Annotated in this window: 25 protein-coding genes; 14 read left to right on the top strand and 11 right to left on the bottom strand. The window is 64.1% G+C overall.

The window, feature by feature from the left end:
* The first annotated feature begins 218 nt into the window (after window positions 1–218).
* From ABLE85_RS09200 to ABLE85_RS09185, 4 genes are read left to right on the top strand one after another with little or no spacing between them, the layout of a single operon-like run.
* Window positions 219–1,109, top strand: coding sequence for a metal ABC transporter substrate-binding protein (locus ABLE85_RS09200; protein WP_348792505.1), 891 nt, complete (start codon window positions 219–221; stop codon window positions 1,107–1,109).
* Window positions 1,106–1,990 carry a manganese/iron ABC transporter ATP-binding protein gene (locus ABLE85_RS09195; RefSeq protein WP_348792407.1) on the top strand — a complete coding sequence of 295 codons (885 nt, stop codon included), beginning with the start codon at window positions 1,106–1,108 and terminating at the stop codon, window positions 1,988–1,990. Before ABLE85_RS09200 ends, ABLE85_RS09195 begins: the two co-directional genes overlap by 4 nt.
* Window positions 1,987–2,847: a metal ABC transporter permease gene (locus ABLE85_RS09190; protein WP_348792406.1), complete on the top strand. Its 861-nt coding sequence runs from the start codon at window positions 1,987–1,989 to the stop codon at window positions 2,845–2,847. Before ABLE85_RS09195 ends, ABLE85_RS09190 begins: the two co-directional genes overlap by 4 nt.
* Entirely contained in the window at window positions 2,844–3,698 is an 855-nt protein-coding gene (locus ABLE85_RS09185) for a metal ABC transporter permease (protein WP_348792405.1), read from the top strand. The genes ABLE85_RS09190 and ABLE85_RS09185 overlap by 4 nt, the downstream gene beginning before the upstream one ends.
* A gap of 72 nt (window positions 3,699–3,770) precedes the next feature.
* On the opposite strand, the gene ugpC (ABLE85_RS09180) is transcribed toward ABLE85_RS09185, so the two are convergent.
* The 5 genes from ugpC (ABLE85_RS09180) to ABLE85_RS09160 form a co-directional block, all read right to left on the bottom strand.
* Complete coding sequence (gene ugpC, locus ABLE85_RS09180; protein WP_348792404.1) at window positions 3,771–4,904, bottom strand: sn-glycerol-3-phosphate ABC transporter ATP-binding protein UgpC; 1,134 nt, start codon at window positions 4,902–4,904, stop codon at window positions 3,771–3,773.
* A 30-nt stretch (window positions 4,905–4,934) separates the two neighbouring features.
* Window positions 4,935–6,596, bottom strand: coding sequence for an alpha-glucosidase family protein (locus tag ABLE85_RS09175; protein WP_348792403.1), 1,662 nt, complete (start codon window positions 6,594–6,596; stop codon window positions 4,935–4,937).
* Between the two features lie 5 nt (window positions 6,597–6,601).
* Window positions 6,602–7,756, bottom strand: a complete 1,155-nt coding sequence (locus tag ABLE85_RS09170; protein ID WP_348792402.1) for a carbohydrate ABC transporter permease — start codon at window positions 7,754–7,756, stop codon at window positions 6,602–6,604.
* 1 nt (window position 7,757) lies between these two features.
* Window positions 7,758–8,768: a sugar ABC transporter permease gene (locus ABLE85_RS09165; protein WP_348792401.1), complete on the bottom strand. Its 1,011-nt coding sequence runs from the start codon at window positions 8,766–8,768 to the stop codon at window positions 7,758–7,760.
* A 190-nt stretch (window positions 8,769–8,958) separates the two neighbouring features.
* Window positions 8,959–10,314 carry an ABC transporter substrate-binding protein gene (locus ABLE85_RS09160; protein ID WP_348792400.1) on the bottom strand — a complete coding sequence of 452 codons (1,356 nt, stop codon included), beginning with the start codon at window positions 10,312–10,314 and terminating at the stop codon, window positions 8,959–8,961.
* A 348-nt stretch (window positions 10,315–10,662) separates the two neighbouring features.
* Here ABLE85_RS09160 and ABLE85_RS09155 point away from each other — a divergent pair, with 348 nt between their 5' ends.
* Together ABLE85_RS09155 and rpe are read left to right on the top strand one after the other, a co-directional pair.
* Window positions 10,663–11,685 carry a LacI family DNA-binding transcriptional regulator gene (locus ABLE85_RS09155; RefSeq protein WP_348792399.1) on the top strand — a complete coding sequence of 341 codons (1,023 nt, stop codon included), beginning with the start codon at window positions 10,663–10,665 and terminating at the stop codon, window positions 11,683–11,685.
* An 85-nt stretch (window positions 11,686–11,770) separates the two neighbouring features.
* Window positions 11,771–12,448 carry a ribulose-phosphate 3-epimerase gene (gene rpe, locus ABLE85_RS09150; RefSeq protein ID WP_348792398.1) on the top strand — a complete coding sequence of 226 codons (678 nt, stop codon included), beginning with the start codon at window positions 11,771–11,773 and terminating at the stop codon, window positions 12,446–12,448.
* A 356-nt stretch (window positions 12,449–12,804) separates the two neighbouring features.
* Here the strand turns inward: rpe and nagA are convergent, their stop codons facing one another.
* From nagA to ABLE85_RS09130, 4 genes are read right to left on the bottom strand one after another with little or no spacing between them, the layout of a single operon-like run.
* Window positions 12,805–13,968, bottom strand: a complete 1,164-nt coding sequence (gene nagA, locus ABLE85_RS09145) for an N-acetylglucosamine-6-phosphate deacetylase (protein ID WP_348792397.1) — start codon at window positions 13,966–13,968, stop codon at window positions 12,805–12,807.
* Complete coding sequence (locus ABLE85_RS09140; protein ID WP_348792504.1) at window positions 13,965–14,975, bottom strand: SIS domain-containing protein; 1,011 nt, start codon at window positions 14,973–14,975, stop codon at window positions 13,965–13,967. The genes nagA and ABLE85_RS09140 overlap by 4 nt, the downstream gene beginning before the upstream one ends.
* A 14-nt stretch (window positions 14,976–14,989) precedes the next feature.
* Window positions 14,990–15,778 (bottom strand): GntR family transcriptional regulator, encoded by a 789-nt coding sequence (locus tag ABLE85_RS09135; RefSeq protein WP_348792396.1) that lies wholly within the window; start codon window positions 15,776–15,778, stop codon window positions 14,990–14,992.
* Complete coding sequence (locus ABLE85_RS09130) at window positions 15,771–16,655, bottom strand: N-acetylglucosamine kinase (RefSeq protein ID WP_348792395.1); 885 nt, start codon at window positions 16,653–16,655, stop codon at window positions 15,771–15,773. Before ABLE85_RS09130 ends, ABLE85_RS09135 begins: the two co-directional genes overlap by 8 nt.
* Window positions 16,656–16,854: 199 nt before the next feature.
* On the opposite strand from ABLE85_RS09130, the gene ABLE85_RS09125 reads away from it, so the two are divergent.
* The 6 genes from ABLE85_RS09125 to ugpC (ABLE85_RS09100) all read left to right on the top strand — a co-directional run bounded on the left by ABLE85_RS09125 (window position 16,855) and on the right by ugpC (ABLE85_RS09100) (window position 22,302).
* A complete protein-coding gene (locus tag ABLE85_RS09125; RefSeq protein WP_348792394.1) occupies window positions 16,855–16,998 on the top strand; it encodes a hypothetical protein in 144 nt (47 codons plus the stop codon).
* A gap of 95 nt (window positions 16,999–17,093) precedes the next feature.
* A complete protein-coding gene (locus ABLE85_RS09120; RefSeq protein WP_348792393.1) occupies window positions 17,094–18,353 on the top strand; it encodes an ABC transporter substrate-binding protein in 1,260 nt (419 codons plus the stop codon).
* Between the two features lie 68 nt (window positions 18,354–18,421).
* Window positions 18,422–19,348, top strand: a complete 927-nt coding sequence (locus ABLE85_RS09115) for a sugar ABC transporter permease (protein WP_348792392.1) — start codon at window positions 18,422–18,424, stop codon at window positions 19,346–19,348.
* A gap of 8 nt (window positions 19,349–19,356) precedes the next feature.
* Window positions 19,357–20,196, top strand: coding sequence for a carbohydrate ABC transporter permease (locus tag ABLE85_RS09110; RefSeq protein ID WP_348792391.1), 840 nt, complete (start codon window positions 19,357–19,359; stop codon window positions 20,194–20,196).
* Window positions 20,193–21,260, top strand: coding sequence for a Gfo/Idh/MocA family oxidoreductase (locus ABLE85_RS09105; RefSeq protein WP_348792390.1), 1,068 nt, complete (start codon window positions 20,193–20,195; stop codon window positions 21,258–21,260). Before ABLE85_RS09110 ends, ABLE85_RS09105 begins: the two co-directional genes overlap by 4 nt.
* Window positions 21,261–21,297: 37 nt before the next feature.
* The gene (gene ugpC, locus ABLE85_RS09100; RefSeq protein WP_348792389.1) at window positions 21,298–22,302 is read left to right on the top strand and encodes a sn-glycerol-3-phosphate ABC transporter ATP-binding protein UgpC; all 1,005 of its coding nucleotides are present in this window, start codon (window positions 21,298–21,300) and stop codon (window positions 22,300–22,302) included.
* A gap of 74 nt (window positions 22,303–22,376) precedes the next feature.
* Here the strand turns inward: ugpC (ABLE85_RS09100) and ABLE85_RS09095 are convergent, their stop codons facing one another.
* Together ABLE85_RS09095 and gcvA are read right to left on the bottom strand one after the other, a co-directional pair.
* Window positions 22,377–23,222, bottom strand: a complete 846-nt coding sequence (locus tag ABLE85_RS09095; protein ID WP_348792388.1) for a fumarylacetoacetate hydrolase family protein — start codon at window positions 23,220–23,222, stop codon at window positions 22,377–22,379.
* 116 nt (window positions 23,223–23,338) lie between these two features.
* The gene (gene gcvA / locus ABLE85_RS09090; protein ID WP_348792387.1) at window positions 23,339–24,244 is read right to left on the bottom strand and encodes a transcriptional regulator GcvA; all 906 of its coding nucleotides are present in this window, start codon (window positions 24,242–24,244) and stop codon (window positions 23,339–23,341) included.
* Window positions 24,245–24,414: 170 nt separating this feature from the next.
* On the opposite strand from gcvA, the gene ABLE85_RS09085 reads away from it, so the two are divergent.
* Window positions 24,415–24,546: a hypothetical protein gene (locus ABLE85_RS09085; RefSeq protein WP_348792386.1), complete on the top strand. Its 132-nt coding sequence runs from the start codon at window positions 24,415–24,417 to the stop codon at window positions 24,544–24,546.
* Window positions 24,547–24,688: 142 nt separating this feature from the next.
* Window positions 24,689–25,942 carry a flavodoxin-dependent (E)-4-hydroxy-3-methylbut-2-enyl-diphosphate synthase gene (gene ispG / locus ABLE85_RS09080; RefSeq protein ID WP_348792385.1) on the top strand — a complete coding sequence of 418 codons (1,254 nt, stop codon included), beginning with the start codon at window positions 24,689–24,691 and terminating at the stop codon, window positions 25,940–25,942.
* The last annotated feature ends 3 nt before the right edge of the window (window positions 25,943–25,945 follow it).

Genomic DNA, 25,945 nt, shown 5'->3' with positions numbered 1-25,945 from the left:
GGAGCTTGTGCGTCAGTTTTGCGCCTCCTCCGGCGCATCTGTCCTCGTCCGCAAAACCTCCAAGGCGATCTGCCGCTACCACGGCGCCTTCGCCATCAATGCAACTGCAAACGATTTGCAATTGCATTGACATGTTTCGCCTCGCTCTCTATCAGGGGAAGCCAAGGTCGGCGTTTTCGCTCGGCTGCATGCATCAAAGCGGGGTTCTCATGACACGAATGCGTAGTTTCTTCATATCAAGCCTTGTCCTCGGCCTCGCCGTCTGGAATGCGGGCGCGGCCCAGGCCGCCGAGAAGATGCAGGTGGTGACGACCTTCACCGTGATCGCCGACATCGCCAAAAATGTCGCCGGCGATGCGGCCCAGGTGGAATCCATCACCAAGCCCAACGCCGAAATCCATGAATATCAGCCGACGCCTCATGACCTGATCAAGGCGCAGAAGGCCGATCTGATCTTGTGGAACGGGCTGAACCTCGAGCTCTGGTTCGAAAAGTTCTTCGCCAATCTCCACGATGTGCCTAGCGCTGTCGTGTCCGAGGGCGTCGAGCCCATGGGCATCGTCGAGGGCCCTTATACCGGCAAGCCCAACCCGCATGCCTGGATGTCGCCCCAGGCCGCGCTGATCTATGTCGAGAACATCCGCAAGGCGTTCGCGGCTCAGGATCCGGCCAATGCCGAGATCTACGCCAGGAACGCCGCTGCTTATTCCGAACAGATTAAGGCACAGGTCGAGCCGATCCGCACCGCGCTCGCCAGCATTCCCGAGGAGCGGCGCTGGCTGGTCACCAGCGAGGGCGCCTTCTCCTATCTGGCGCGCGATTTCGGCCTGAAGGAGCTCTATCTCTGGCCGATCAATGCCGACCAGCAGGGCACGCCCCAGCAGGTGCGCAAGGTGATCGACGCGGTGCGCGCCAACAACATTCCGGCCGTATTCTCCGAAAGCACGGTGTCGGATGCGCCGGCGAAGCAAGTGGCCCGGGAGACGGGGGCGACCTATGGCGGCGTGCTCTACGTCGACTCGTTGAGCGACCCGGACGGCCCCGTGCCGACCTATCTCGACCTGCTACGCGTCACCACCGAAACGGTCACCAAGGCACTGGTCAAATGAATATCGCTCCCCGGGCAATGACAGTTTCTGGTGAAGGCGGCGGGCTCAGGGTCCAGAATATCACCGTCACTTATCGCAACGGTCACACTGCGCTGCGCGATGCGTCCTTCGCCATCCCCACCGGCACCATCGCGGCGCTGGTGGGGGTGAACGGCAGTGGCAAGTCGACCCTTTTCAAGTCGATCATGGGGTTTGTGCCGCTGGCAACCGGCAAGGTCGAGATTTTCGAAATGCCGGCCGCGCAGGCGCTGAAGCACAACGTCGTCGCTTATGTGCCGCAAAGCGAGGACGTCGACTGGAACTTTCCGGTTCTGGTTGAGGACGTCGTGATGATGGGCCGCTACGGGCACATGAATTTTCTCCGCATGACGCGCCCGGTCGACCGCGAGGCGGTGGATGCCGCACTTGAGCGCGTGGGCATGAGCGCCTATCGCAAGCGCCAGATCGGCGAGCTGTCGGGCGGGCAGAAGAAGCGTGTGTTCCTGGCCCGCGCACTGGCGCAGGAAGGTAAAATCATCCTGCTCGACGAGCCCTTCACCGGCGTCGACGTGCGCACCGAGGAAGCGATCATCGAGCTTCTGCAGGCGCTGCGCGCCGAGGGCCGGGTGATGCTGGTTTCCACCCACAATCTCGGCAGCGTGCCGCGCTTCTGCGACCGCACGGTGCTCATCAACCGCACGGTGCTGGCTCACGGCCCGACCTCGGAAGTCTTCACCAAGGCCAATCTGGAAAAGACCTTCGGCGGCGTGCTGCGCCAATTCATCCTCGGTGGGGCCGATCTCCATGAGGACGCCGACCCGCGCGAGGTCACGGTGCTGACCGACGACGAGCGGCCGCTGGTGCTCTACGGCGAGGAAGCCGGCAGGGCAGGGGCGAGATGATGCCGGCGCTGCTCGAACCCTTTTCCTATGGCTACATGGTGAACGCCATGTGGGTGTCGGCGCTGGTCGGCGGCGTCTGCGCCTTCCTGTCAGCCTATCTGATGCTCAAGGGCTGGTCGCTGATCGGCGACGCGCTCTCGCATTCCATCGTGCCGGGCGTCGCCGGGGCCTATATGCTCGGCCTGCCCTTCGCCATGGGCGCCTTTTTGTCCGGCGGTCTTGCCGCGGGAGCCATGCTGTTCCTCAACCAGCGGACAAAACTGAAGGAAGACGCCATCATTGGGCTGATCTTCACCTCCTTCTTCGGCCTCGGCCTGTTCATGATCTCGCTGTCGCCGGCAGCGGTGAACATCCAGACCATTGTGCTGGGCAACATCCTCGCCATCACGCCGGCCGACACGCTGCAACTCGTCATCATCGGAGGTGTCTCGCTCGTCATCCTGCTTGCCAAATGGAAGGACCTGATGGTCGCCTTCTTCGATGAAAGCCATGCCCGCTCCATCGGGCTCAATCCCGACCGGTTGAAGGTGCTGTTCTTCACGCTGCTGTCGGCCTCCACCGTGGCAGCACTTCAGACGGTGGGCGCCTTCCTGGTCATCGCCATGGTGGTGACGCCGGGCGCCACCGCCTATCTGCTGACCGACCGCTTTCCGCGGCTGATCGCCGTCTCGGTCACCATCGGTGCGGCGACCAGTTTCGTCGGCGCCTATGCCAGCTATTTCCTCGACGGCGCGACCGGCGGCATCATCGTGGTGCTGCAGACGTTGATCTTCCTTGCCGCCTTCGTGCTTGCGCCCAAGCACGGCATACTGGCGGCGCGCAAAAGGGCGCGCGAAGCACTGGAGGCGGGGCTATGAGTGATTTCTTCCAGACGCTGGCGGCGCCTTTCGACTTCGTCTTCATGCAGCAGGCCTTCGTCATCGCCGTGCTGGTAGCGGTGCCGATGGCGATGCTGTCCTGCTTCCTGGTGTTGAAGGGCTGGTCGCTCATGGGCGACGCCATCAGCCATGCCGTTCTGCCGGGCGTTGTGCTTGCTTATCTTGCCGGCCTGCCTCTGGCCTTCGGCGCCTTCGTCGCCGGCATGTTCTGTGCACTCGCCACCGGCTTCCTCAAGGAAAACAGCCGGATCAAGGAAGACACGGTCATGGGCATTGTCTTTTCCGGCATGTTCGGGCTGGGCATCGTGCTCTACACCAAGATCGAGACCGACATTCACCTCGACCACATCCTGTTCGGCAACATGCTGGGGGTCACCTGGGCGGATGTCCTGCAGAGCGGCATCATCGCAATGGTTGCTGTCGGCGCCATCGGCATCTTCCGGCGCGACCTGCTGCTGAATGCATTCGATCCGCAGCATGCACGTGCCATCGGCTTGCCGGCGCGACTGTTGCACTACGGCCTGCTGGCGGTGCTGTCGCTGACGATCGTGGGCGCGCTGAAGGCGGTGGGCATCATCCTGGCGGTCGCCATGCTGATCGCGCCGGGCGCCATTGCCTTTCTCATCACCCGCCGCTTCTCGCAGATGATGGCGATCTCGGTGCTGGTGGCGGTGGTGGCGTCGTTCCTCGGCGTCTACCTCAGCTTCTTCATCGACAGCGCGCCGGCACCGACCATCGTGCTTTTGATGAGCCTCGCCTTCGTCGCGGCGTTCCTGCACGCGCGGGCGAAGACGGCGCGCGCCGAAAGGGAGCTGGCCTCGGCCGGCTAGAGCATGATCCCGGAAAGTTGCAGCCTTTCGGGATCATGCTTAAAAAACAAAAGCTTTGAGCGATATGGCGGTTCAGGGGAAAGCCATCTCGCTCAAAGCCGCCGTGGCCGCGGCACCATTGCGGGCGAACGACCTGCCGTCCTCGCCGAAGATGTGCAGGTTGCCTGGCTCGGCCGCGAGCCGCATAACCGTGCCGCGCTTCACGGCCGCGCCGCCAGGCAGCTTGGCAACCAGCGGGCCGTCGCTGGAGCCGATCTCGACATAGACGAGCTGCACCTCGCCAAGCTGCTCGACATAGTCGACGGTGCCTTCGAACAGGTAGTCGGCCCCGGTGCCGATCCGCAGGTCCTCCGGCCTCACGCCGAAGCTGATACTTGCGCCCACGGCTGCGACAGGGGTGGCGACCGGCACCTCCACCTCACGTCCGTCCGCCAGCAAGACGCTCGTCGGTTGACCTGCCTGCTCGATGGTTGCCGGCAAGATATTCATTGCCGGCGAGCCGATGAATTGCGCCACGAACAGGTTGCCGGGATGGCAATAGAGGTCCATCGGCGAGCCGACCTGCTCCACGCGGCCGTCCTTCAGCACCACGATGCGGTCGGCCAGCGTCATCGCCTCCACCTGGTCGTGGGTGACATAGACCATCGTCGTGTTGGGCATGCTTTCCTTGAGCTTGGCGATCTCGATGCGGGTCGCGACGCGAAGCGCGGCATCGAGATTGGACAGCGGCTCATCGAACAGGAACACTTTCGGGTTGCGCACGATGGCGCGGCCGATGGCCACGCGCTGGCGCTGGCCGCCCGAAAGCGCCTTGGGCAGGCGGTCGAGATATTTGGTCAGTTGCAGGATCTCGGCTGCCTGGCGAACGCGCCGGTCGATCTCGGCCTTGCTTTCGCGGGCGATCTTCATGCCAAAGGCCATGTTGTCGTAGACGGTCATGTGCGGATAGAGCGCATAGGACTGGAACACCATGGCGATGCCGCGTTTCGACGGCGGCACGTCGTTCACTGTTTCGCCAGCTATCTGCAGGGTGCCGTCGGTGATGTCCTCCAGCCCGGCGATGGTGCGCAGCAGCGTCGACTTCCCGCAGCCCGACGGCCCGACGAAGACGACGAATTCGCCCGATTTGATGTCGAGGTCGATGCCGTGCAGGATGTTGAGGTTGCCGTATGCCTTCTTGACGTTGCGCAGCGTGAGATTGGCCATCCATCTCCTCCCGTTTGCTGTCCGCGGCGATCAGGCCCGGCGCCCGAACCAGGCGCCATAGGCTCCCAGCCTGACTGTGCCCGCTTCGGCCTTGCCCGAAAAGCCGTGCCCCGTAAGCGGCTGCGGCGCGGCGGCGCCAAGGTCGACCGTGGCCGGTTGGGCGCCGAGGTTGAACACGCAGACGATCTCCTCATTGCCTGCGCGGCGCGTGAAGGCGACCGCTTCGCCCTCCGCCGGCAGGAAGGCGATGTCGCCCTTGGCCAGCACGGGATGTGCGTGGCGGAAGGCCAGGAAACGCCGGTAATGCTCCAGAAGCGAGGCCTGGTCGCCCGCCTGGGCATCTACCGCCAGCGACAGATGCTCGGCCGGCACCGGCAGCCATGGCTTGGCTGTTGAGAAGCCGCCATTGGCCGTCTTGCTCTCCCACACCATGGGCGTGCGGCAGCCGTCGCGACCCTTGAAATCCGGCCAGAAGCGGATGCCGTAGGGATCGCGCAGGTCCTCGAAGGCAAGGTCGGCCTCGCCAAGGCCCAGTTCCTCGCCCTGGTAGATGCAGACCGAACCGCGCAAGGACATCAGAAGCGCCGACAGCACCTTAAGATAGGCTATGCGGTCGGCCTCGTCCGCGCCCCAGCGCGTGGCGTGGCGCATGACGTCGTGGTTTGAGAATGCCCAGCACGACCAGCCGTCGCTGGCCTCGCGGCCGAAGGTTTCCAGCACATCGCGCACCTTGGCGGCGGTGAGCTTTTCCGGCCCGAGAAAGTCGAAGGAGTAGCACATCTGCACGCGGCGATCGCCGGCCGTGTAGGCAGCCACTATGTCGAGTCCGCGCTGCGCGTCGCCCACCTCGCCCACGGCGGCCGCGGCCGGATATTCGTCGAGCAACGCCCGGAAGCGCTCCAGGAAGCCGAGGTTTTCGGGCCGGCTCTTGTCGTACAAATGGTCCTGATAGTTGTAGGGATTGACTGAGGGCGCGATGGAATCGTTGCGCTCGTCCTTCGCCAGCGGCGGGTTGTCCTCCAGTCCGAGCGAGTGGAAGTAGAAATTGATCGTGTCGAGGCGGAAGCCGTCGACGCCGCGCTCCAGCCAGAAGCGGGTGGCTTCCAGAACCGCGTCCTGCACCTCCCTGTTGTGGAAGTTGAGGTCGGGCTGCTCGGCCAGGAAATTGTGCAGGTAGTATTGGCGCCGCCGCGTGTCCCACTGCCAGGCCGAACCGCCGAAGATCGACAGCCAGTTGTTGGGCGGCGTGCCGTCCGGCTTGGCGTCGGCCCACACGAACCAGTCGGCTTTCGGATTGTCGCGCGAGGAGCGGCTTTCCTTGAACCACGGGTGCTCGTCGGAGGTGTGGGAGATGACCTGGTCGATCATCACCTTCAGCCCCAGACGGTGCGCCTCGGCCAGCAGCGCGTCGAAGTCTGCGAGCGTGCCGAACATCGGGTCCACGTCGCAGTAGTCCGAGACGTCGTAGCCGAAATCCTTCATCGGCGACTTGAAGAAGGGCGAAATCCAGATCGCGTCGGCGCCGAGCGAGGCGATGTGCGGCAGGCGGCGGATGATGCCCCGGAGGTCTCCGATGCCGTCGCCGTCGCTGTCCTGATAGCTGCGCGGATAGATCTGGTAGATCACCGCGCCCCGCCACCAGTCGCGGTCCACCGCCGGTTCGGGTCGTTCGATCTTGCGTGCGGCTTGCATGGCGGTCAGCCTCCCTTGACGGAACCCGCGAGCAGTCCGCGGACGAAGTAGCGTTGCAGTGAGAAGAACACGGCAAGCGGCACCAATATGGTGACGAAGGCCGAGGTTGTCAGGATTTCCCAGTTGCCGCCGCGCGAGCCGAGCAGGTTGTTGAGCCTGGCCGTCAGCACCATCTGGTCGGCGTCCGTGCGCAGGAACACCATGGCTACCAACAGGTCGTTCCACACCCACAGGAACTGGAAGATGGCGAAAGATGCGAGCACCGGGAAGGACAGCGGCAGCACGATCTTGACGAAGATCTCGAAGTCGCTGGCGCCGTCGATGCGCGCCGATTCCATGATCTCGCGGGGCAAGCCGGCGATATAGCTCCTCAGCAGATAGATGGCGAAGGGCAGGCCGAAGCCGGTATGCGCCAGCCAGATGCCGAGATAGGTCTTGGCCGGTACGCCGAAGAAGGCGCCCACGCCGTTGTACATCTTGAGCAGAGGTATCAGCGACATCTGCAGCGGCACCACCAGCAGGCCGATGATTGTGGCGATCAGCAGCGCGCGGCCGGGAAAGCGCATCCAAGCCAGAGCATAGGCGGCGAACGCAGCGATCAGGATCGGGATGACGGTGGCCGGCACCGTCACCGTCAGCGAGTTGATGAAGGAGCGGCCGATGCCCTCGGAAAACAGCACCGTCTTGTAGTTCTCGGCCGTGAAATGCGGCGGCATCGACGCCGCAAAATAGACGCGTCGGCCGCGATCGCCCTCGAAGGCCACTGGAGAGGACATGACATAGGAGCCGTCGCCATTGACCTGAAGCGTCACGCCGTCGACGAGACCGGCGGTCGAGCCGGCGGGGAACTCGGCCGGCGCCTGGGCCTTGACGCCGAAGGCGGAGAGCGTGCGGCTGTCGCCTCCCCCGAGCAGATTGCCCATGATGAGGAACTTGCCGTCCTTTTCGACCTGGTAGGCGGCTCCCGCAAGGCGGACGGCATCGGTCCGCGTCGAGGTGGTCAGTGCCGTCCACCAGCCCGAGGCGACGATCTGGTCCTTCTGGCGCAGCGATGAGACCAGGATGCCGAGGGTCGGGATCGTCCAGATCACGACGAAGGCGAGCACGGCGATGTGGACGCCGAAGCGGCCAAGGAAGGACTTTCCCGCCGAACCGGCCATGTCAGTGTCCTCCGCCTTCGCGGGTTGCCTGGCGGATGTTCCAGATCATGATCGGGACCACCGCCAGCATGATGACGATGGCGATGGTGGCGCCACGGCCGTAGTCGGTGCCGCGGAACATCCAGTCAAACATCAGGTTCGCCAGCGTGTTCGTGTTCCACTGGCCGTTGGTCATGGTCAGGATGATGTCGAACACCTTCAGCACCAGTATGGTGATGGTGGTCCACACCACGGCGATGGTGCCCCAGATCTGCGGCACCATGATCTTCCAGAAGATCTGGAAGGGGCTTGCGCCGTCGATCGTCGCCGCCTCGATGGTTTCTTCCGGGATGCCGCGCAGCGCCGAGGACAGGATGACCATCGCAAAGCCGGTCTGGATCCAGATGAGGATGACCATGAGGAAGAAATTGTTCCAGAACGGCGTCGAGACCCAGACCTGCGGGTCACCGCCGAAAAACTGGACGAGGGCATTGAGGATGCCGATCTGGACCTGCCCGTCGCCGCGATATTCGTAGACGAATTTCCAGATGACGCTGGCGCCGACGAAGGAGATGGCAAGCGGCATGAAGATCAGGCTCTTGGCGATGGTGCCCCACCAGATCCTGTCGGTCAGCACGGCGATCACCAGCCCCAGGAAGGTGCAGGCGGCCGGCACCACAAGCAGCCACAGCAGATTGTTGAAGATCGCCTGGCGGAACTCGCGGTCGCCCAGCGCCCAGGAATAGTTGGAAAGGCCGACGAAGCTCTGGCCGCTGCGATCGTGCAGCGAGTAGTAGAACGTCGCAATGACGGGATAGATCAGATAAACGGTCAGGATGACCAGCGCCGGCCCGACGAACAGCCAGGGCCGGATGTAGCCCTGCCGGCGAAGATTGTCGATTGCGGCGTCGCCGGAGACGCCGCGCGAGGGAAACACGAGGTCGAGCAGGCGATTGGCGCCCCAGAAATAGACCACGCAGCCGCCGACGCCGATGAGCACCGTTATGATCGCCGAGAGTATCTGTGCCGTCATGGGATCGTTCCCTGTTCAACGGACTGGTTCGTTACGTCACCGGAAAAAAATGCCCCCTCATCCGGCCGCGGCGCCTGTCCTCGGGCTTGCCAAGGCGGACCCGGAGGCGGCCACCTTCTCCCCGGCGGGGAGAGGGAGCCTGAGCGCAGCGGAGGGCCGGTGAGGGGGCATGGGCGGGAGGATGCCGCCGCTACTTGATCGCGTCCCAGCTCTTCTGGACGTCGGCTGCGACGTCGGCCGCTGGCTTGCCGCCGACCAGGTCGACCATGCCGGTCCAGAAGGTTCCGGCACCGATCTTGCCCGGCATGAGGTCCGAGCCGTCGAAGCGGAAGGTGGAGGCCGTGGCCAGGATCTCGCCCTGCTTCTTCAGGGCTTCGCTGGCGTAGGCGTCCTTGTTGACCGACTTGAACGGGGTGACGAAGCTGCCCTGTGCCATCCACAACTCATGCGCCAGCGGCATCTTCAGGAATTCGATGAAGGCGCGAGCGGCCTTCGAATCCTTGGTGATCATCACCAGCGTTCCGGCACCCTCGACCGGCATGCCAAGCTCCGGCTTCGAGGCATAGGCGGGATAGTAGAAAAAATCCGCGTCCTGGCCGAGCTTGGTGCCCTCGGGGAAGAAGGAGGGGATGAAGGAGGCCTGGTGGTGCAGATAGCACTTCGGCGGCACCGCAAAGAGGCCCTTGGGGCTGTCGCGGAAGTCGGTTGCCGCCACGGCGGCCGCGCCGCCGTCCACCATCTTGTCGTCGGTCGCGATCTTGGCGAAGATTTCCAGCGCATTGACGATGCGGGGGTCGGTGAAGGGGATCTCGTTGGTGGTCCACTTGTCGTAGACATCCGCCGGCTGGGTGCGCAGCATGATGTCCTCGACCCAGTCGGTCGCCGGCCAGCCGGTGGCGCCGCCCGAGCCGAGGCCGATGCACCATGGCTTGTGGCCGTCGGCGACGATCTTCTGCTCCAGCTCGGAAAGCTCTTCCTGCGTCTTCGGAACCTTGTAGCCGGCTTCCTCGAAATTGTCGGGCGAGTACCACACCAGGCCCTTCACGTCGGCCTTGAAGGGGAAGGCGAAGAAGCCCGGCTTGCCGTCCTTGTCCTTGTAGGTGCCGAGATCGGCCCAGGACTGGCCTGCGGCGTAGTTCTCCTTGATCCAGGCGGCGGTGTCGTCGCCGAGCGGCGTCAGGAAGCCCTTGGATGCAAGGTCCTGGATCAGACCCGGCTGCGGCAGGATAGCGATATTGGGCGGGCTGCCGGCCTGGGTATCGATGACGATCTGCTGCTCGTAGTTTTCCGAGGAGGAGTATTTCAGTTCGACGCCGGTGGCGTCGGTGAAATATTCGAGCACGCTGCGCACCAGCGCCTCATCCTCGCCGCGCCACGGGCCGAAGATGGTCAGCGTCTCGCCCTTCAGGTCGACCTTCTTCAGCTCGTCCAGGTCGGCCCAGTGAAAGCGGGCGTCCTCGCCCGGTTTGAACTTCAGTTCCGCATGCGCGGGCGCGCCGAGAGCAAGTGCTGCCAGAGCAACGCCCAGAAAAAGGCACTTCTTCATCGATTGTCCTCCCGTTCGGTCATTCCCTCCGGACGAACTCCCCTTCGTCCTGCCGACACCGCCCCGGGCGTCCCGCAATGGCGGGCTCGCAGGCTTTCGAACGAACTTTCTTTCGAAAGTCTCCAAAGCGCTTTGGCTGACAGTAATCATCGCTGTCAAAAAAGGGACGAGTCAAGCGCCATGTTATATAAATCGGTTTAAATCTGCGATCTTCCTGCGTTGCAGTATGTTTTTGCGCTGCAAATGCAAATTCCGCTTCGGAAATGGTGGCGTCCGGCCTATGCTGCTTCGCGTTAACCACAATGTAACTTCCAAATTTTTGAAAGCGCTTTGGGACGCGGAGAATCGGTGAACCTCAAACAGCTCGCCCGCATGCTGGACCTGTCGCAGACCACGGTCAGCCGGGCTCTCAACGGCTATCCGGAGGTAAGCGAGGAAACGCGGCGGCGCGTGTCCGACGCGGCGCGGCAGCATGGCTATCGACCCAACCCCAGCGCGCGCCGGCTGGCCACCGGCAAAGCCGGCATGATCGGCTATGTCATGCCGACGGGCGCGAGCGTGGACATCGATCCGCATTTCGTCGAGTTCCTGTCGGGCCTCGGCGACTATGTGCGCGCGCATGAGCTCGACCTGGTGCTCTCCCCGGCCGAGGCTGATGACGAGGAGACGACCTATCGCCGTATCGTCGCCAATAAGCTGGTCGATGCTCTCTATATCTCTGCGCCGCGCCATGCCGACAGCCGCATCGCGCTCGTGCAGGATCTCGGCATCCCCTATATCGTGCACGGCCGCAGCGAGGGGCTCGATTTCGACTATCCCTTCCTCGACATCGACAACGAAGCCGCCTTCCATGATGCGACACGTCTGATGGTCCAGCTTGGCCACAAGCGCGTGGCGCTTTTGAACGGCGAAGAGGCGCAGACCTTCGCGATCTGCCGAGAGCGCGGCGTGCGGCGCGCGCTCGAGGCCAGCGGCCTGGTGCTGCCGCCGGCCATGCTTCGCTCGGTGGCGATGACGGAGGAGAATGGCTACCGGGCCACACGCAGCCTGCTGATGCAGAGCGAGGCGCCGACGGCGATCGTGTGCTCCAGCCTGATCATGGCACTGGGCGTGGTGCGTGCGGCGCGCGACCTGGGGCGCAGCATTCCGCGCGACCTGTCGCTGATCGCCCATGACGACGTTTTCCCCTGGTTGAAGCCCGAGAATTTCTCGGTGCCGCTTACGACCACGCGCTCCTCCATACGCGCCGCCGGCCAGCGCATCGCCGAGCGGCTGGCGGCGCGCATCGCCGGACAAGAGGCGGGTGCGCTCGGGGAAGTCTGGCCGGTCGACCTCATCGTGCGTAGCTCCATTGCGGGTGCGCCGGCCTGAGGTCGGAATTGGCTATCGACATTCGTAGCGTGGCGCATTAGGGCGGGGGAAATTCCTGCGAGCTCCCACCTTGAAAGGCCCGGACATGACCGCAAAAACCCTGATCGCGCCCTCGGTTCTGTCGGCGGACTTTTCCCGCCTTGGCGACGAGGTCGAGGCGGTGGCAGCAGCCGGCGCCGACTGGATCCACCTCGACGTCATGGACGGGCATTTCGTGCCCAACATCACCTTCGGCCCGCAGGTCATCAAGGCGATCCGCAACCGCACCGACAAGGTGTTCGACTGCCACCTGATGATCGCCCCGGCCGACCCGTATCTTGCCGCCTTCGCCGACGCCGGTTGCGACATCATCACCGTGCATGCCGAGGCCGGCCCGCATCTCGACCGCTCGCTGCAGGCGATCAAAAACCTCGGCAAGAAGGCGGGTGTGTCGCTCAACCCGTCGACGCCGGAAAGCGCCATCGAATATGTGCTCGACCGGCTCGACCTCATTCTCCTAATGACGGTCAACCCCGGCTTCGGCGGCCAGGCCTTCATCCCGGCGGTGGTCGAGAAGGTGAAGCGCGTGAAATCGATGATCGGAAACCGGCCGATCGATATTGAGATCGACGGCGGCGTGACGCCCGAAACCGCGCCGCTGGTCACGGCCGCCGGCGCCAATGTGCTGGTGGCCGGCTCGGCCGTGTTCAAGGGCGGCAGCGCGGACGCCTATGCCCAAAACATCGCAGCGATACGGACTGCGGGTGACGGGGCGCTGGGATAAGTTTACTGCATCACCTGACGTGGAACCGGACTGCCCGTTGAAAGTCCGAGGCCTGGGTCCCCGGAACCTCCGCATCTCGCTGCGCTCGTGCTCCGGCCCGAGGACGACGGAGATGTGGTGGCTTCGGCTGCAGCGAAACTTCAATGCAACTCGCGCCTGCTTGGCGACTTCCAGCAAGACACGGAACAGGGGGACCTATCAAGTCTCCATGTTCACAAGACTTGGCTCGGCATCTATTGCTCCGTCGTCCTCGGGCCCGGAGCCCCGCAGGAGCGAAGGGTTCCGGGGACCCATGCCTCGACATCTCCCATAGGTTTAAATCGGGGACGGAAGGCGCGGGCTGCAAGCCCTCTGCATCAAACTGTCGAAAACACCTTCTCCCCCTCGATCCAGACGTCGCGCACGTCGAGATCGTCGGACAGATGCACGATGTCGGCCGCAGACCCCGTGATCAGCCGGCCGAGCCTGCCGTCCTGGCCGACGGCCTCGGCCGGATAGAGCGAGGCCATCTTAAGCGCCTCTTCGAGCTCGAGGCCGATGGTCCGATGCATGAAGCGCACTGCCGAGATCATGTCGAGATCGGCGCCGGCGAGCGTGCCGTCCTCCAGCCTCAGACTGCCATTCTCGCGCTTGATAAGGCGGCCGTTCAAGGTGAACGACTTCATGTCAGTCCCGATGGTCGCCATGGCGTCGGTGACGAGGAAGATCTTTCCGTCACCCTTCTTGGCTTTCAGGGCAATCTTCATCGCCGCCGGATGGACATGGATGCCATCGGCGATCAGCCCCGCGTAAAAGCTGTGTCCGTCAATCGCGGCGCCTACTACGCCGGGCTCGCGGTTGCCGATCTGGCTCATCGCGTTGAAGAGATGCGTGACCATGGTCGCGCCGGCTTCGGCGAATGACTGCGCGGTCTGGTAGTTGCTGTCGGTGTGGCCGAGGCTGACCACCACATCCGCCTGCTTGAGGCGCGAGACACGGGTTGGGTCGACGGATTCGGGAGCGATGGTGGTGAGCAGCACCGGCATTTTTTCCCGCGCGGCGATCAGCGCGGCCTCGTCGGCGTCGGTCATCGGCCGGATCAGCTTCGGATCGTGCGCGCCCTTTCGCGCAAGCGAAAGATGCGGGCCTTCTAGGTGGAGGCCGAGGAAGCCCGGAACCTTTTCCCGTGCCGCGTCGGCGCCTGCCACCACCGCCGCCGCGGTAAGCTCGGGCGTGTCGGTGATCAGCGTCGGCAGCAATGCGGTGGTGCCGGACCGCGCATGGGCCGCGCAGATGGTGCGGATCGCCTCCACCGAGGGGGCGTCGTTGAGCATGACGCCGCCGCCGCCATTGACCTGAAGGTCGACGAAGCCGGGCGCGATCATGCCGCCGTCGAGTTCGACCACCTTCATCCCGGCCGGCACCTCGCCACCGGCCTCGATGCGCTCGACGACGCCGTCGCGCACGACCAGGGCCGAGCGGTTGTGCCAGGCCTGGCCGTCGAAGATGCGTGCGCCGGCGATGGCGAAGCTGTCGGTCATAGCGTCTCGGTCACTTTCCTCAGATTTGGCGGCTCGTCGGGGTTGAGGCCGCGATGGCGCGCGAAGGCCTCGACGAAGGCGTAGAAGGACACGATCAGCGCCAGCGGATCGGCAAGCGGATGACCCGTGGCCACGAAAGGCAGGTGGATGGCCTTGCCGATCGTATCGGAGGTCAGGAACACCGTCGCCCCCTTGTCGGCGAGGCGGCCGGCGGTGTCGACCACGGAAGCCTCGGAAGCGTCACGCGAGGCCAGCGCCAGAACGGGGAAGCCGGAGCGGACTAGCGCCATCGGTCCGTGCATCACTTCGGCGGCGCTGTAGGCCTCCGCATGCATGGCGCAGGTTTCCTTGAACTTCAGCGCCGCCTCGTTGGCGATGGCGAAGGAAGGGCCGCGCCCGAGGATGAACAGCGAGCTGGCGCCGTCCAGCGCGGCTGCCATCTGCATCCAGTCGCAACTCACCGCCTTGCGCAAATGGTTCGGCAGTTCGGCCAGTGCCGCCAGCAGAGCCTGGTCGTTGGTGCAATGCGCCATCAACGCCACCGCCGCCACGGCCGAATTCACGAAGGTCTTGGTCGCCGCCACGCTCTTCTCGACGCCGGCAAGAATGTCGATGGTGTGTTCGCAGGCCTTGGCCAGCGGCGAGTCGGCCGTGTTGGTCAGCGCGATGGTGAGCGAGCCTGCCCTGCGTGCGGCCTCGGCCATCGCCACGATGTCGGGGCTCTTGCCGGATTGCGAGATCGCCACGCAGGCCGAGCCGGAGAGTTTCAGCGGCGCATTGTAGATCGAGGCGACCGAAGGACCGACAGAGGCGACCGCCAGACCTGCCGTCAGTTCCACGGCGTATTTCAGGAAGGTGGCGGCATGGTCGGAGGAGCCGCGCGCGACCGTGACCACGAAGCGCGGGTCGCGCTTGGCAATGTCGCGGCCGGCCTCGGCAAGCGCTGCCCGGGAACCGTCGAGCAGCCGCGCCACCGCATCGGGGATCTCCTCGATCTCGCGGCGCATATGGGTCATTTCAGTCAAGTCTTGCCTCCGAAGTCTTCGCCTGGACCCGCCAGCCTGAGTTCGGCGACGAAGTCATAGGCATCGCCGCGATAGATGGAGCGGGTGAATTCTATCACCTTGCCGCTGGCAAGGTAGGAAATCCGCTCGATGTGCAGGCAAGCCGAACCGATCGGCACGTCGAGCAGTTTGGCGTCCGCGGCGCCGATATTGATCGCCGAGATTCGCTGTACGGCTCGTACAGGGCGATTGCCGGTCTTTTCAAGCGTGCTGTAGAGCGAGGAGCCAACGGTCGCAGGGTCGGGGAGGACGGTGAGCGAGAGCGAGGCGCGCTCGATCGCCATTGGCGTGTCGTTGGCAATGCGCAGACGGCTGACGCGCGCCACCATCTCCTTGGCCGAGAGGCCGAGTATCATGATCTCGTCAGGCGAGGGCGGGTAGATGCCCTTGTCGAGCCAGGCGGAGCTTGCCGTCATGCCGCGCCGGGCCATGTCGTCGGTGAACGAGGTCAGGCGCGACAGCGACTGCTCCACGCGCTCCATGCGCGGTGCCACGAAGGTGCCGGAGCCGTGGCGCTGCACCAGTATGCCGCTCTTGACCAGATCCTGCACCGCCTTGCGCACGGTGACGCGCGAGACGTCGGCCTTGAGCGCGATGTCGCGCTCGGAGGGCAGTGCGTCGCCCGGCCCGATGACGCCCCGCTCGACAGCGTCCTCGATGTTCTTCTTCAGCTGCAGATAGAGCGGCGCGCCGCTGCCCTCGGACGCCTTGACGATCGAGAAGATCTGCTCTGCCGCCTCAGACATGGGCTGGGGCTCCGGCGGTGCCGAACAGTCTTGCCGCCATGGCCACCGCGCCGCCCAGCGCGTCCTGTTCCGGCGCGTGCAGCATATTCTGGTAGCGGGCCGACAGATGCGGTGCGGCCAGGCCGGCCAGCCCGCCGAGCACGCAAAGCCGCTGGTCGGGCGAGAGCTTCAGCGTGTCCAGCGCCTCTTCGATGTCATTGACGGCGCGGGCAAGCACCAGCTTGGCCACGGCATCGCCGTGCGCGGCGTAATCAAAGACCATCGGCGCGAAGGTGCCGAAATCGGCAGGTTTGGAGACGGCCGCGAATTTGACGATCTCGCGCGGGTCCCCGTGGAAACGCTCCAGCACGGCTTGGGTGAGCGGCGAGGCCGGATGGATGTCGTCATGGGCAAGCAGCGTTTCCTGCAACAGGTCGCGGCCGATGCGCGCTCCGCCGCCGAGGTCGCCGAGCATGAAGCCCCAGCCGCCGATCGTCTGCATCGCCGCCCCCTTGCGCGACATGAAGATCGAGCCGGTGCCGATGATGGCGATGGCGCCGTCATGGTCGCCCAGCGCGCCATTGAGCGCGATCACCGCATCGCTTTCGACCAGGCTGCGGCGGAAGGGCAGGATATCCAGAAGCTGCTGCTTGTAGCCGCCGACATTGGTGCCGGCCAGGCCCAGAACGGCGTCCGTTTGTGGAATGAATTCGGCGTCGCGTCCGGCTTCGACGAAAGCCAGCCTTGCTGCCTCGACGATGTTCTGGCGCGCGCTGTGAAGATCGGTCATGATGTTCGCCGGACCACTTTTGCCGCGGCCGAGGACCGTGCCGGAAGCAGTTGCTAATGCGGCCCTGCAGCTTGTGCCGCCGCCATCTATTCCGAGCACCAGATCCACGTGAGCGCCTCCCCGCGACAATGATACCAATAAAATACCAATAGCCAAGGGGTTAATTTCCCGAACCGACCTGGCGATTGGATATCCGTTGATTAGAAGGTGATTTAGTGGGTCTGGTACCCGCTGGTACTGCAAATTCGTTAACGCGGGTGGACAAGTGGTATTTTTTTGGTATGGTTTTTGAACGGGAGGGGTTTTGATGGCTGAAGCAGCGCGCGACAGTGCCGGCAGGCTCGGTATGAAGCCGCCAGTGGCCATGCTTACTTACTTTCATGACATCGATGACGCAGTCGCCCGCATCCGGGCGGGCGACACCATATCGCTCGAAGTCGCGGGGCTTTAAATGCATCCTGCGCCTTCGGACATACGAGGGGGCTGCAGGCAGGTGCCTCACTCCCGTCAATACCGAACCTGAACGGGTCAATAGGGAGAAACGACATGAAAACCCAGGCACTGACAGCGCTTTTGATGGCGTCCAGCATCCTCGGCTCTGCGGGCATGGCCTTGGCCGACGACGCCACGCTGACCATCGAAAGCTGGCGCAATGACGATCTGCCGATCTGGCAGGAAAAGCTGATCCCGGCCTTCGAGGCCAAGAATCCCGGCATCAAGGTGGTGTTCTCGCCCTCCGCACCGACCGAATATAACGCCGCCCTCAACGCCAAGCTCGATGCGGGCTCCGCCGGCGACCTCATCACCTGCCGTCCGTTCGATGCCTCTCTGGAGCTCTACAACAAGGGTCATCTTGCCGACCTGACCAGCCTGGCCGGCATGGAGAACTTCTCCGACGTCGCCAAGTCCGCCTGGACCACCGACGACGGCAAGGCCAGCTTCTGCGTGCCGATGGCTTCGGTGATCCACGGCTTCATCTACAACAAGGAAGCCTTCGACCAGCTGGGCATCACGCCGCCGGCCACCGAGGCCGAGTTCTTCGCCGCCCTCGACAAGATCAAGGCCGACGGCAACTACGTCCCGATGGCCATGGGCACCAAGGACCTCTGGGAAGCCGCGACCATGGGTTACCAGAACATCGGCCCGACCTACTGGCACGGCGAGGAAGGCCGCCTGGCCCTCATCAAGGGCGAGCAGAAGCTGACCGACGCGCAGTGGGTCGAGCCCTTTGCCACGCTCGCCAAGTGGAAGGACTATCTCGGCGACGGTTTTGAGGCGCAGAGCTATCCGGACAGCCAGAACCTGTTCACGCTCGGCCGCGCGGCGATCTATCCGGCCGGTTCGTGGGAAATCTCGGTGTTCAACACCCAGGCCCAGTTCAAGATGGGCGCATTCCCGCCGCCGGTTAAGAACGCCGGCGACACCTGCTACATCTCCGACCACAACGACATCGGCATCGGCCTCAACGCCAAGAGCAAGAACGCCGATGCGGCCAAGACCTTCCTGTCCTGGGTCGCCTCGCCGGAATTCGCCACCATCTACGCCAACGCCCTGCCGGGCTTCTTCAGCCTGAACTCGGCTGCGGTGAAGATGGAAGATCCGCTGGCGCAGGAGTTCGTCTCCTGGCGCGAGAAGTGCAAGCCGACCATCCGCTCGACCTACCAGATCCTGTCGCGCGGCACGCCGAACCTGGAGAACGAGACCTGGGTGGAATCTGCCAACGTCATCAACGGCACCTCGACGCCGGAAGACGCGGCCAAGAAGCTGCAGGAAGGCCTCGAGAGCTGGTATAAGCCGGCAAAGTAAACGCATAGCATGCACATGCCGGGCCGCCATCGGCGGCCCGGTTCCTTTATCCGGGGACAAGACAGCGCATGGCGGAAGACACCCAACGCAAACGGCGACGCTGGCACATTGCCGTATTCCTGGCGCCTGCCGTCCTCGTCTACACCGCGATCATGATCCTGCCGCTGTTCGGCACGCTGCAGCTCTCGCTGTTCACGGCTGACGGCCAGTCGCGCGTCTTTGCCGGACTTGCCAATTTTCGTCAGCTGTTTTCGGATCCGCGCTGGTCGGCCAGCTTCTGGAATGCGCTCGGCAACAATGTCTGGTTCTTCATCATCCACATGCTGGTGCAGAACCCGATCGGCATCCTGCTCGCCGCACTTCTTTCCAGCTCCAGGCTGCGCTTCTCGGCCTTTTACCGCACCGCGATCTTCATCCCGACCATTCTGTCCTTCGTCATCGTCGGCTTCACCTGGAAGCTGATCCTGTCGCCGCTCTGGGGCGTGGCGCCCAACCTGCTGGACCTCATCGGCCTGAAAAGCCTGTTCGTGCCATGGCTGGGCAAGGAGCAATATGCGCTCACCACGCTCGGCCTGATCTCTGTCTGGCAGTTCATCGGCATCCCGATGATGCTGATCTATGCCGCGCTGCTGTCGATCCCCGACGAGGTGATCGAGGCCGCCGAATGCGACGGCATCACCGGCATGGCGCAGTTCTGGAAGATCAAGCTGCCGCTGATCCTGCCCTCCATCGGCATCATCTCGGTGCTGACCTTCGTCGGCAATTTCAACGCCTTCGACCTGATCTATTCGGCGCAGGGCGCGCTTGCCGGGCCGAACTATTCGACCGACATTCTCGGCACCTTCCTCTACCGCACCTTCTTCGGCTTCCAGCTGCAGACGGGCGATCCTTATATGGGCTCGACCATCGCCTCGATGATGTTCTTCATCATCCTGGCCGGAGTGTGCCTCTATCTCTTCGCCATCCAGACGCGCCTGCGTCGGTATCAGTTCTGAGGCGCGCGATGGCCAAGGCGATTAATTCACTCCCTCGCACCATCGCAGCCCATGCGATCCTGCTTCTTTACACGGTCATCGCGCTGGCCCCGGTGGTGGTGATCGTCATCAACTCGTTCAAGTCGCGCAACGCGATCTTCCGCACGCCGCTGGCGCCGCCCACCGCCGAGACATTCGACCTGATCGGCTACCAGACCGTGCTCGGGCAGGGCGACTTCCTGCTCTATTTCCAGAACAGTTTCATCGTCACCGTCGGCTCGCTGTTTCTGGTGCTGCTGTTCGGCGCCATGGCGGCCTTCGCGCTGGCCGAATACCGCTTCAAGGGCAACACGCTGATGGGGCTCTATCTGGCCCTCGGCATCATGATCCCGATCCGGCTTGGCACGGTCGCGATCCTTCAGTTGATGGTGGCGAGCGGCCTGGTCAATACGCTGACGGCACTGATCCTGGTCTATACGGCGCAAGGCCTGCCGCTCTGCATCTTCATCCTGTCCGAATTCATGAAGCAGGTTTCCGACGACCTAAAGGACGCGGGCCGCATCGACGGGCTTTCCGAATACCGCATCTTCTTTCGCCTCGTGCTGCCGCTGGTACGGCCGGCCATGGCGACGGTGGCGGTGTTCACCATGATCCCGATCTGGAACGATCTGTGGTTCCCGCTGATCCTCGCGCCATCCGAGCCGACCAAGACCATCACGCTCGGCGCGCAGCTTTTCATCGGCCAGTATGTCACCAACTGGAACGCCGTGCTGGCGGCCCTGTCGCTGGCCATCCTGCCCGTGCTCATCCTCTATGTGATCTTCTCGCGGCAATTGATCCGCGGCATTACCTCCGGAGCCGTCAAGTGAGTGGAAACAACGAAAAACCCCTGCGCGTTCTCGTCGCCGGCCTCGGCAATATGGGCCGCAGCCATGCGCTGGCCTATCACCGCAACCCGGGCTTCGAGATCGCCTCGCTGGTCAATCGCTCGCAGGTGGAACTGCCGCCAGAAATGTCCGGCTACGAAATTCGGCCGTCCTTTCTGGAAGCGCTGGCTGAGCTGAAGCCGGACGTCGCCTCGATCAACACATATTCCGACAGCCATGCCGACTATGCGGTCGCGGCACTCGAGGCCGGCTGCCATGTGTTCGTGGAAAAGCCGCTCGCTACCACCGTTGCCGACGCCGAGCGCGTCGTCGCAGCCGCCAAGGCCAATGGCCGCAAGCTGGTCATCGGCTATATCCTGCGCCACCACCCGTCCTGGGTGCGCTTGATCGCCGAAGCGCGCAATCTCGGCGGGCCCTATGTGTTCCGCATGAACCTGAACCAGCAGTCGAGCGGCCACACCTGGGAGACGCACAAGCAGCTGATGAACACGACCTCGCCGATCGTCGACTGCGGCGTGCATTATCTCGACGTCATGTGCCAGATCACCGACGCCAAGCCGGTCGAGGTGCGCGGCATGGGCCTGCGCCTGTCGGACGAGGTCGCGCCCGAGATGTACAATTACGGCCATCTGCAGGTGCTGTTCGAGGACGGCTCGGTCGGCTGGTATGAGGCCGGCTGGGGCCCTATGATGTCGGAAACCGCCTTCTTCGTGAAGGACGTGATCTCGCCTAATGGCTGTGTCTCCATCGTCATGGACGAGAAGGCAAAGTCGGACGACGTCGATTCCCACACCAAGACCAACATGATCCGCCTGCATCGCGCGGCGACCGGACCGGACGGTCGCTTCGCCGCGCCCGACGAACACCTGTCGATGACCGGCGAGCCGGGCCATCAGGAGCTGTGCGAGCTGGAGCAGGCCTTTCTGCTGAAAGCCATCCGCGAGGACATCGACCTCACCCGCCACATGAGCGACGCCGTAAAATCGCTGGCCGTCTGTCTCGCTGCGGACGAAAGCGTGCGCACCGGCAAGGCGGTGCGGCTGTGACGCGCGAAAGAACGGTCTTTTCCATCGGGAGTAGCGCATGGGCTCGCTGAAGATCGAGAACGTGAAAAAATCCTTCGGCAATGTCGAGGTGCTGAAGGGTATCGACCTTGAGGTCGAGGACGGCGAGTTCGTCGTTTTCGTCGGCCCCTCGGGCTGCGGCAAGTCCACGCTGCTGCGCGTCATTGCAGGGCTTGAGGACGCGACCTCGGGCAATGTGCTGATTGACAACCGCAAGGTCGACGCCGTGCCGCCGGCCGACCGCGGCATCGCCATGGTGTTCCAGACCTATGCGCTCTACCCGCACCTCACCGTGCGCAACAATATGAGCCTGGGTCTCAAGCAGGCGAAGACACCGTCCGACGAGATCGCGCGGCGCGTGACGACGGCGTCCACAATGCTGTCGCTAGAGCCCTATCTGGAGCGCCGACCGGCAGAATTGTCGGGCGGCCAGCGCCAGCGCGTCGCCATCGGCCGTGCCGTGGTGCGTGAGCCAAAGCTCTTCCTGTTCGACGAGCCGCTTTCCAACCTCGACGCCGCTCTGCGCGTCAACACGCGACTGGAGATCGCCCAGCTGCACCGGCGCCTGTCGGCGACGATGATCTATGTCACGCATGATCAGGTCGAGGCGATGACGCTGGCCGACAAGATCGTGGTGCTGAATGGCGGCCGCATCGAACAGATCGGTCGACCGATGGAGTTATACAATTCGCCGGCTAATGAATTCGTTGCCGGCTTCATCGGCTCGCCCAAGATGAATTTTATCGATGGTGCGCGGCTGAATGAAGCCAGGGCGAAGACGATCGGCGTGCGACCGGAGCATCTCACTGTGGATGCGAAGTCGGGTACCTGGAAGGGAACGGTGGTGCATGCCGAGCATCTCGGCGCCGACACCAATCTCTATCTCGACACAGAACAGGCAGGGCTGCTCACCGCCCGCATCTTTGGCGTCTATGATGCCGAGCCGGGCGCGACGCTCTACGCCACGCCGCATCCGGACAAGACCTATCGCTTCGGAGCGGACGGCCGGACGTTGGCTGCGTAAGCGGGAGCCGTTTTCAAGTGGGGAGTGACGCGCATGGTCCTCGCGCGTCACTTTTGGAATGATTGCAGACGCCCTCAGGCGTCGGCCTTGACGTTCTGGCGCTGGGTGCCGAGGCCTTCAATGCCGAGCTCGACGACATCGCCGGACTTCAGATAGCGCGGCGGCTTCATGCCCATGCCGACGCCCGGCGGCGTGCCGGTCGAGATGATATCGCCAGGATGCAGCGACATGAACTGGCTGAGATAGGAGACGAGGTATTTCACGCCATAGACCATGGTGCGCGTCGAGCCGTCCTGCACCTTCTCGCCATTCACGGTCAGCCACATGGACAGGTCCTGCGGGTCCACGACCTCGTCCTTGGTCACCAGCCACGGGCCGGTTGGGCCGAAGGTGTCGCAGCTCTTGCCCTTGGTCCACTGGCCGGAGCGTTCGGTCTGGAACGCGCGCTCGGACACGTCGTTGATCACGCAGTAGCCGGCCACGTAGTCGGGCGCCTCGTCTTCGGAGACGTATTTTGCGGTACGGCCGATGACGACACCGAGCTCGACCTCCCAGTCGGTCTTTTGCGAGCCACGCGGGATCAGCAGGTCGTCGTCCGGACCGACGATGGCCGAGGTCGCTTTCATGAAGACGATCGGCTCGGGCGGCACGGCGGCACCCGTTTCGGCGGCATGATCGGAATAGTTGAGGCCGATGCAGATGAACTTGCCGGTGCCGGCCACGCAGGGGCCGATGCGCTGCGCGCCATGCACCAGCGGCAGCGTGGCCGGATCGACATGGGACAGCCGCTCGAGCGCTGCCGGGTCGAGCGTCTCGCCGCCGAGATCGGCGATGTTTTGCGACAGGTCGCGGAGCTTGCCCTCGGGATCGATCAGGCCCGGCCGCTCCCGGCCCACCTCGCCATAGCGCAACAGTTTCACGTGATTTCCCCCTCTGATGAAATCGCCAGCAATTGGAACGGTTTCGTTCTGTTCTACAAGGCCTGCCGTCGCGATAGCAAGGCGAGGCCGCGCGTCCGTGGGCGGGGAAGCTGGCTCTATGCGCTTGCCTTGCCGAGCGAAGCTGGCACCGCCGTCAGCAGCCAGTCGCGGAAGGCACGGATCTTGGGCACGTTGCGCCGCGCCTCGGGATAGACGAGCCAATAGGAGTTGCCGTCATTGGCGACAAGGTCGAAGGGCTGGATCAGCCGCCCGTCGGCGAGCTCGTCGGCAAAGAGGGTGCGGGCGAGGATCGCCACGCCGTGGCCGGCCATGGCCGCGCTCGCCTCATAGGCCTGTGCGCCCATGCTGCTGCCCGTGCGAGTGGCCAGCGCATCGGTCGCCAGGCCAGCGGCGGTGAACCACTCCCGCCACCAATGGTCCTGCGGGTCCAGGATGGGCAGGCGCAGCAGGTCGGCCGGCACCTTCACACCGCCGATACTTGCCGCCAGCTTCGGGCTGAGCATGGGGGTGAAGTCGGGCGTGAACAGCAGATGCGCCACCAGCCCCGGCCATCTGCCGCTGCCGGAACGGATAGCGACGTCGACGTCTTCGCGGGCGAAGTCGATCAGCCGCATCGAGATGTCGAGACGGACGGCCAGCGCGGGATGCTGCATCTGGAAGGCGCCGAGATTGCGCGCCAGCCAGCTGGAGGCGAAGGTCAGGATGGTGCTGACGCACAGCACGCCCTCGGCGCCGGAGCGGGCCGCGGCATAGGCCTCGCCGATCAATGTGAAGGCTTCGGTGAAGGTCGGCGCCAGGCGCTGGCCAAGCTCGGTCAGCGTCACCTGGCGCGGCTTGCGCAGGAACAGCGGCGCGCCGACGCGCTCCTCAAGGAGCTTGATCTGGTAGCTCACGGCGGCCTGGGTCATGCCCAGCTCTTCCGCGGCCTTGGTGAAGCTGCCGTGACGCGCGGCCGCTTCGAAGGCCCGGACGGCGGGAAGAGGAGGCAGCGCGTGCGCCATGATGGATCAATACACCTTATGCATGCCAATCGACATTCGATTGGAAAATAACGCCTTTCAGGCCCAATTAGAAGGCCATCACATCAATTGGGAGCGGCCTCGTCGCGAGGCCGGAAGGTGCCGCCATGGTCTGCGCGGATGTGCAATGCATTGGAACGCCGGCGCCACGCATGAGCGTCTGGCACAGGATTCGGACGGGCTGGCGCCGCAGGCGCGTGATCGACATCAGGACACTGCCGGAACATCTCCAGCGCGATATCGGCTATCTGGACGGCATCGATCCCGCCGGGCGGCGCCAATAGGGCGGGCGGCCTCGCAATCGCAAATCCTTTGGCGCGCAGCCGCGCACGGTGTAGCCTGCTGGCGGATCGACGCGGCCATTGACATCGGCCGCGTCGTCCTCCACGTCAGTCGCAAATGACTTTCGCGAAGAGGCTGCCGGCAATGACCGGATATTTTTCTTCCCCCTTTCCCCGCCGCCATTCGGTCGGCGTCGATGTCGGCGGCGTGGTCGTCGGCGGCGGCGCGCCGGTCGTCGTCCAGTCGATGACCAACACCGACACGGCCGATATCGACCAGACGGTGGCGCAGGTCGCAGCCCTTCATCGCGCGGGCTCGGAAATCGTGCGCATCACGGTCGACCGCGACGAGAGCGCGGCCGCCGTGCCGCATATCCGCGAGCGACTGGAAAGGCTCGGCCTGAACGTGCCGCTGGTGGGCGATTTCCATTATATCGGCCACAAGCTCCTGGCCGATCATCCGGCCTGCGCCGAGGCGCTGGCGAAATACCGCATCAATCCGGGCAATGTCGGCTTCAAGGACAAGAAGGACAAGCAGTTCGCCGACATCGTCGAGATGGCGATCAGGCATGACAAGCCGGTGCGCATCGGCGTCAACTGGGGCTCGCTCGACCAGGAACTGCTGACCAAGCTGATGGACGACAACCAGGCCAACGGCTCACCGCTGACCGCGCAGGAGGTCACGCGCGAGGCCATCGTCCAGTCGGCGCTGATTTCGGCCGACCTTGCCGAGGAGATCGGCCTGCCGCGCGACAAGATTATCTTGTCGGCCAAGGTCAGCCAGGTGCAGGATTTGATCGCGGTCTACACCATGCTGGCATCGCGCTCCGACCATGCGCTGCATCTCGGCCTCACCGAGGCTGGCATGGGCACCAAGGGCATCGTCGCTTCGTCGGCCGCCATGGGCATTCTTTTGCAGCAGGGCATCGGCGACACGATCCGCATCTCGCTGACGCCGGAACCGGGCGGCGACCGCACGCGAGAGGTGCAGGTGTCGCAGGAACTGCTGCAGACTATGGGCTTCCGCCAGTTCATCCCGATCGTGGCGGCGTGCCCCGGCTGCGGCCGCACCACCTCGACCGTGTTCCAGGAACTGGCGCAGAACATCCAGGCCGACATCCGCAAGAACATGCCGGTCTGGCGCGAGAAATATCCCGGCGTCGAGGAATTGAAGATCGCGGTGATGGGCTGCATCGTCAACGGGCCCGGCGAGTCCAAACATGCCGACATCGGCATCTCGTTGCCCGGCACGGGCGAGACGCCAGCCGCCCCGGTCTTCATCGACGGGCGCAAGGCCACGACCCTGCGCGGCCCCGGCATCGCCGAGGAATTCGAGAAAATGGTCGCCGACTATGTCGAGCAGCGCTTCGGACGTGGCGGCAAGCAAGCGGCCGAATAGGCC

The organism is Mesorhizobium sp. KR1-2, from assembly GCF_040045035.1.
GTDB lineage: Bacteria > Pseudomonadota > Alphaproteobacteria > Rhizobiales > Rhizobiaceae > Pseudaminobacter.
Note: the sequence above shows the minus strand (reverse complement) of the source record. Positions and strands in the feature narration are given on the sequence as shown.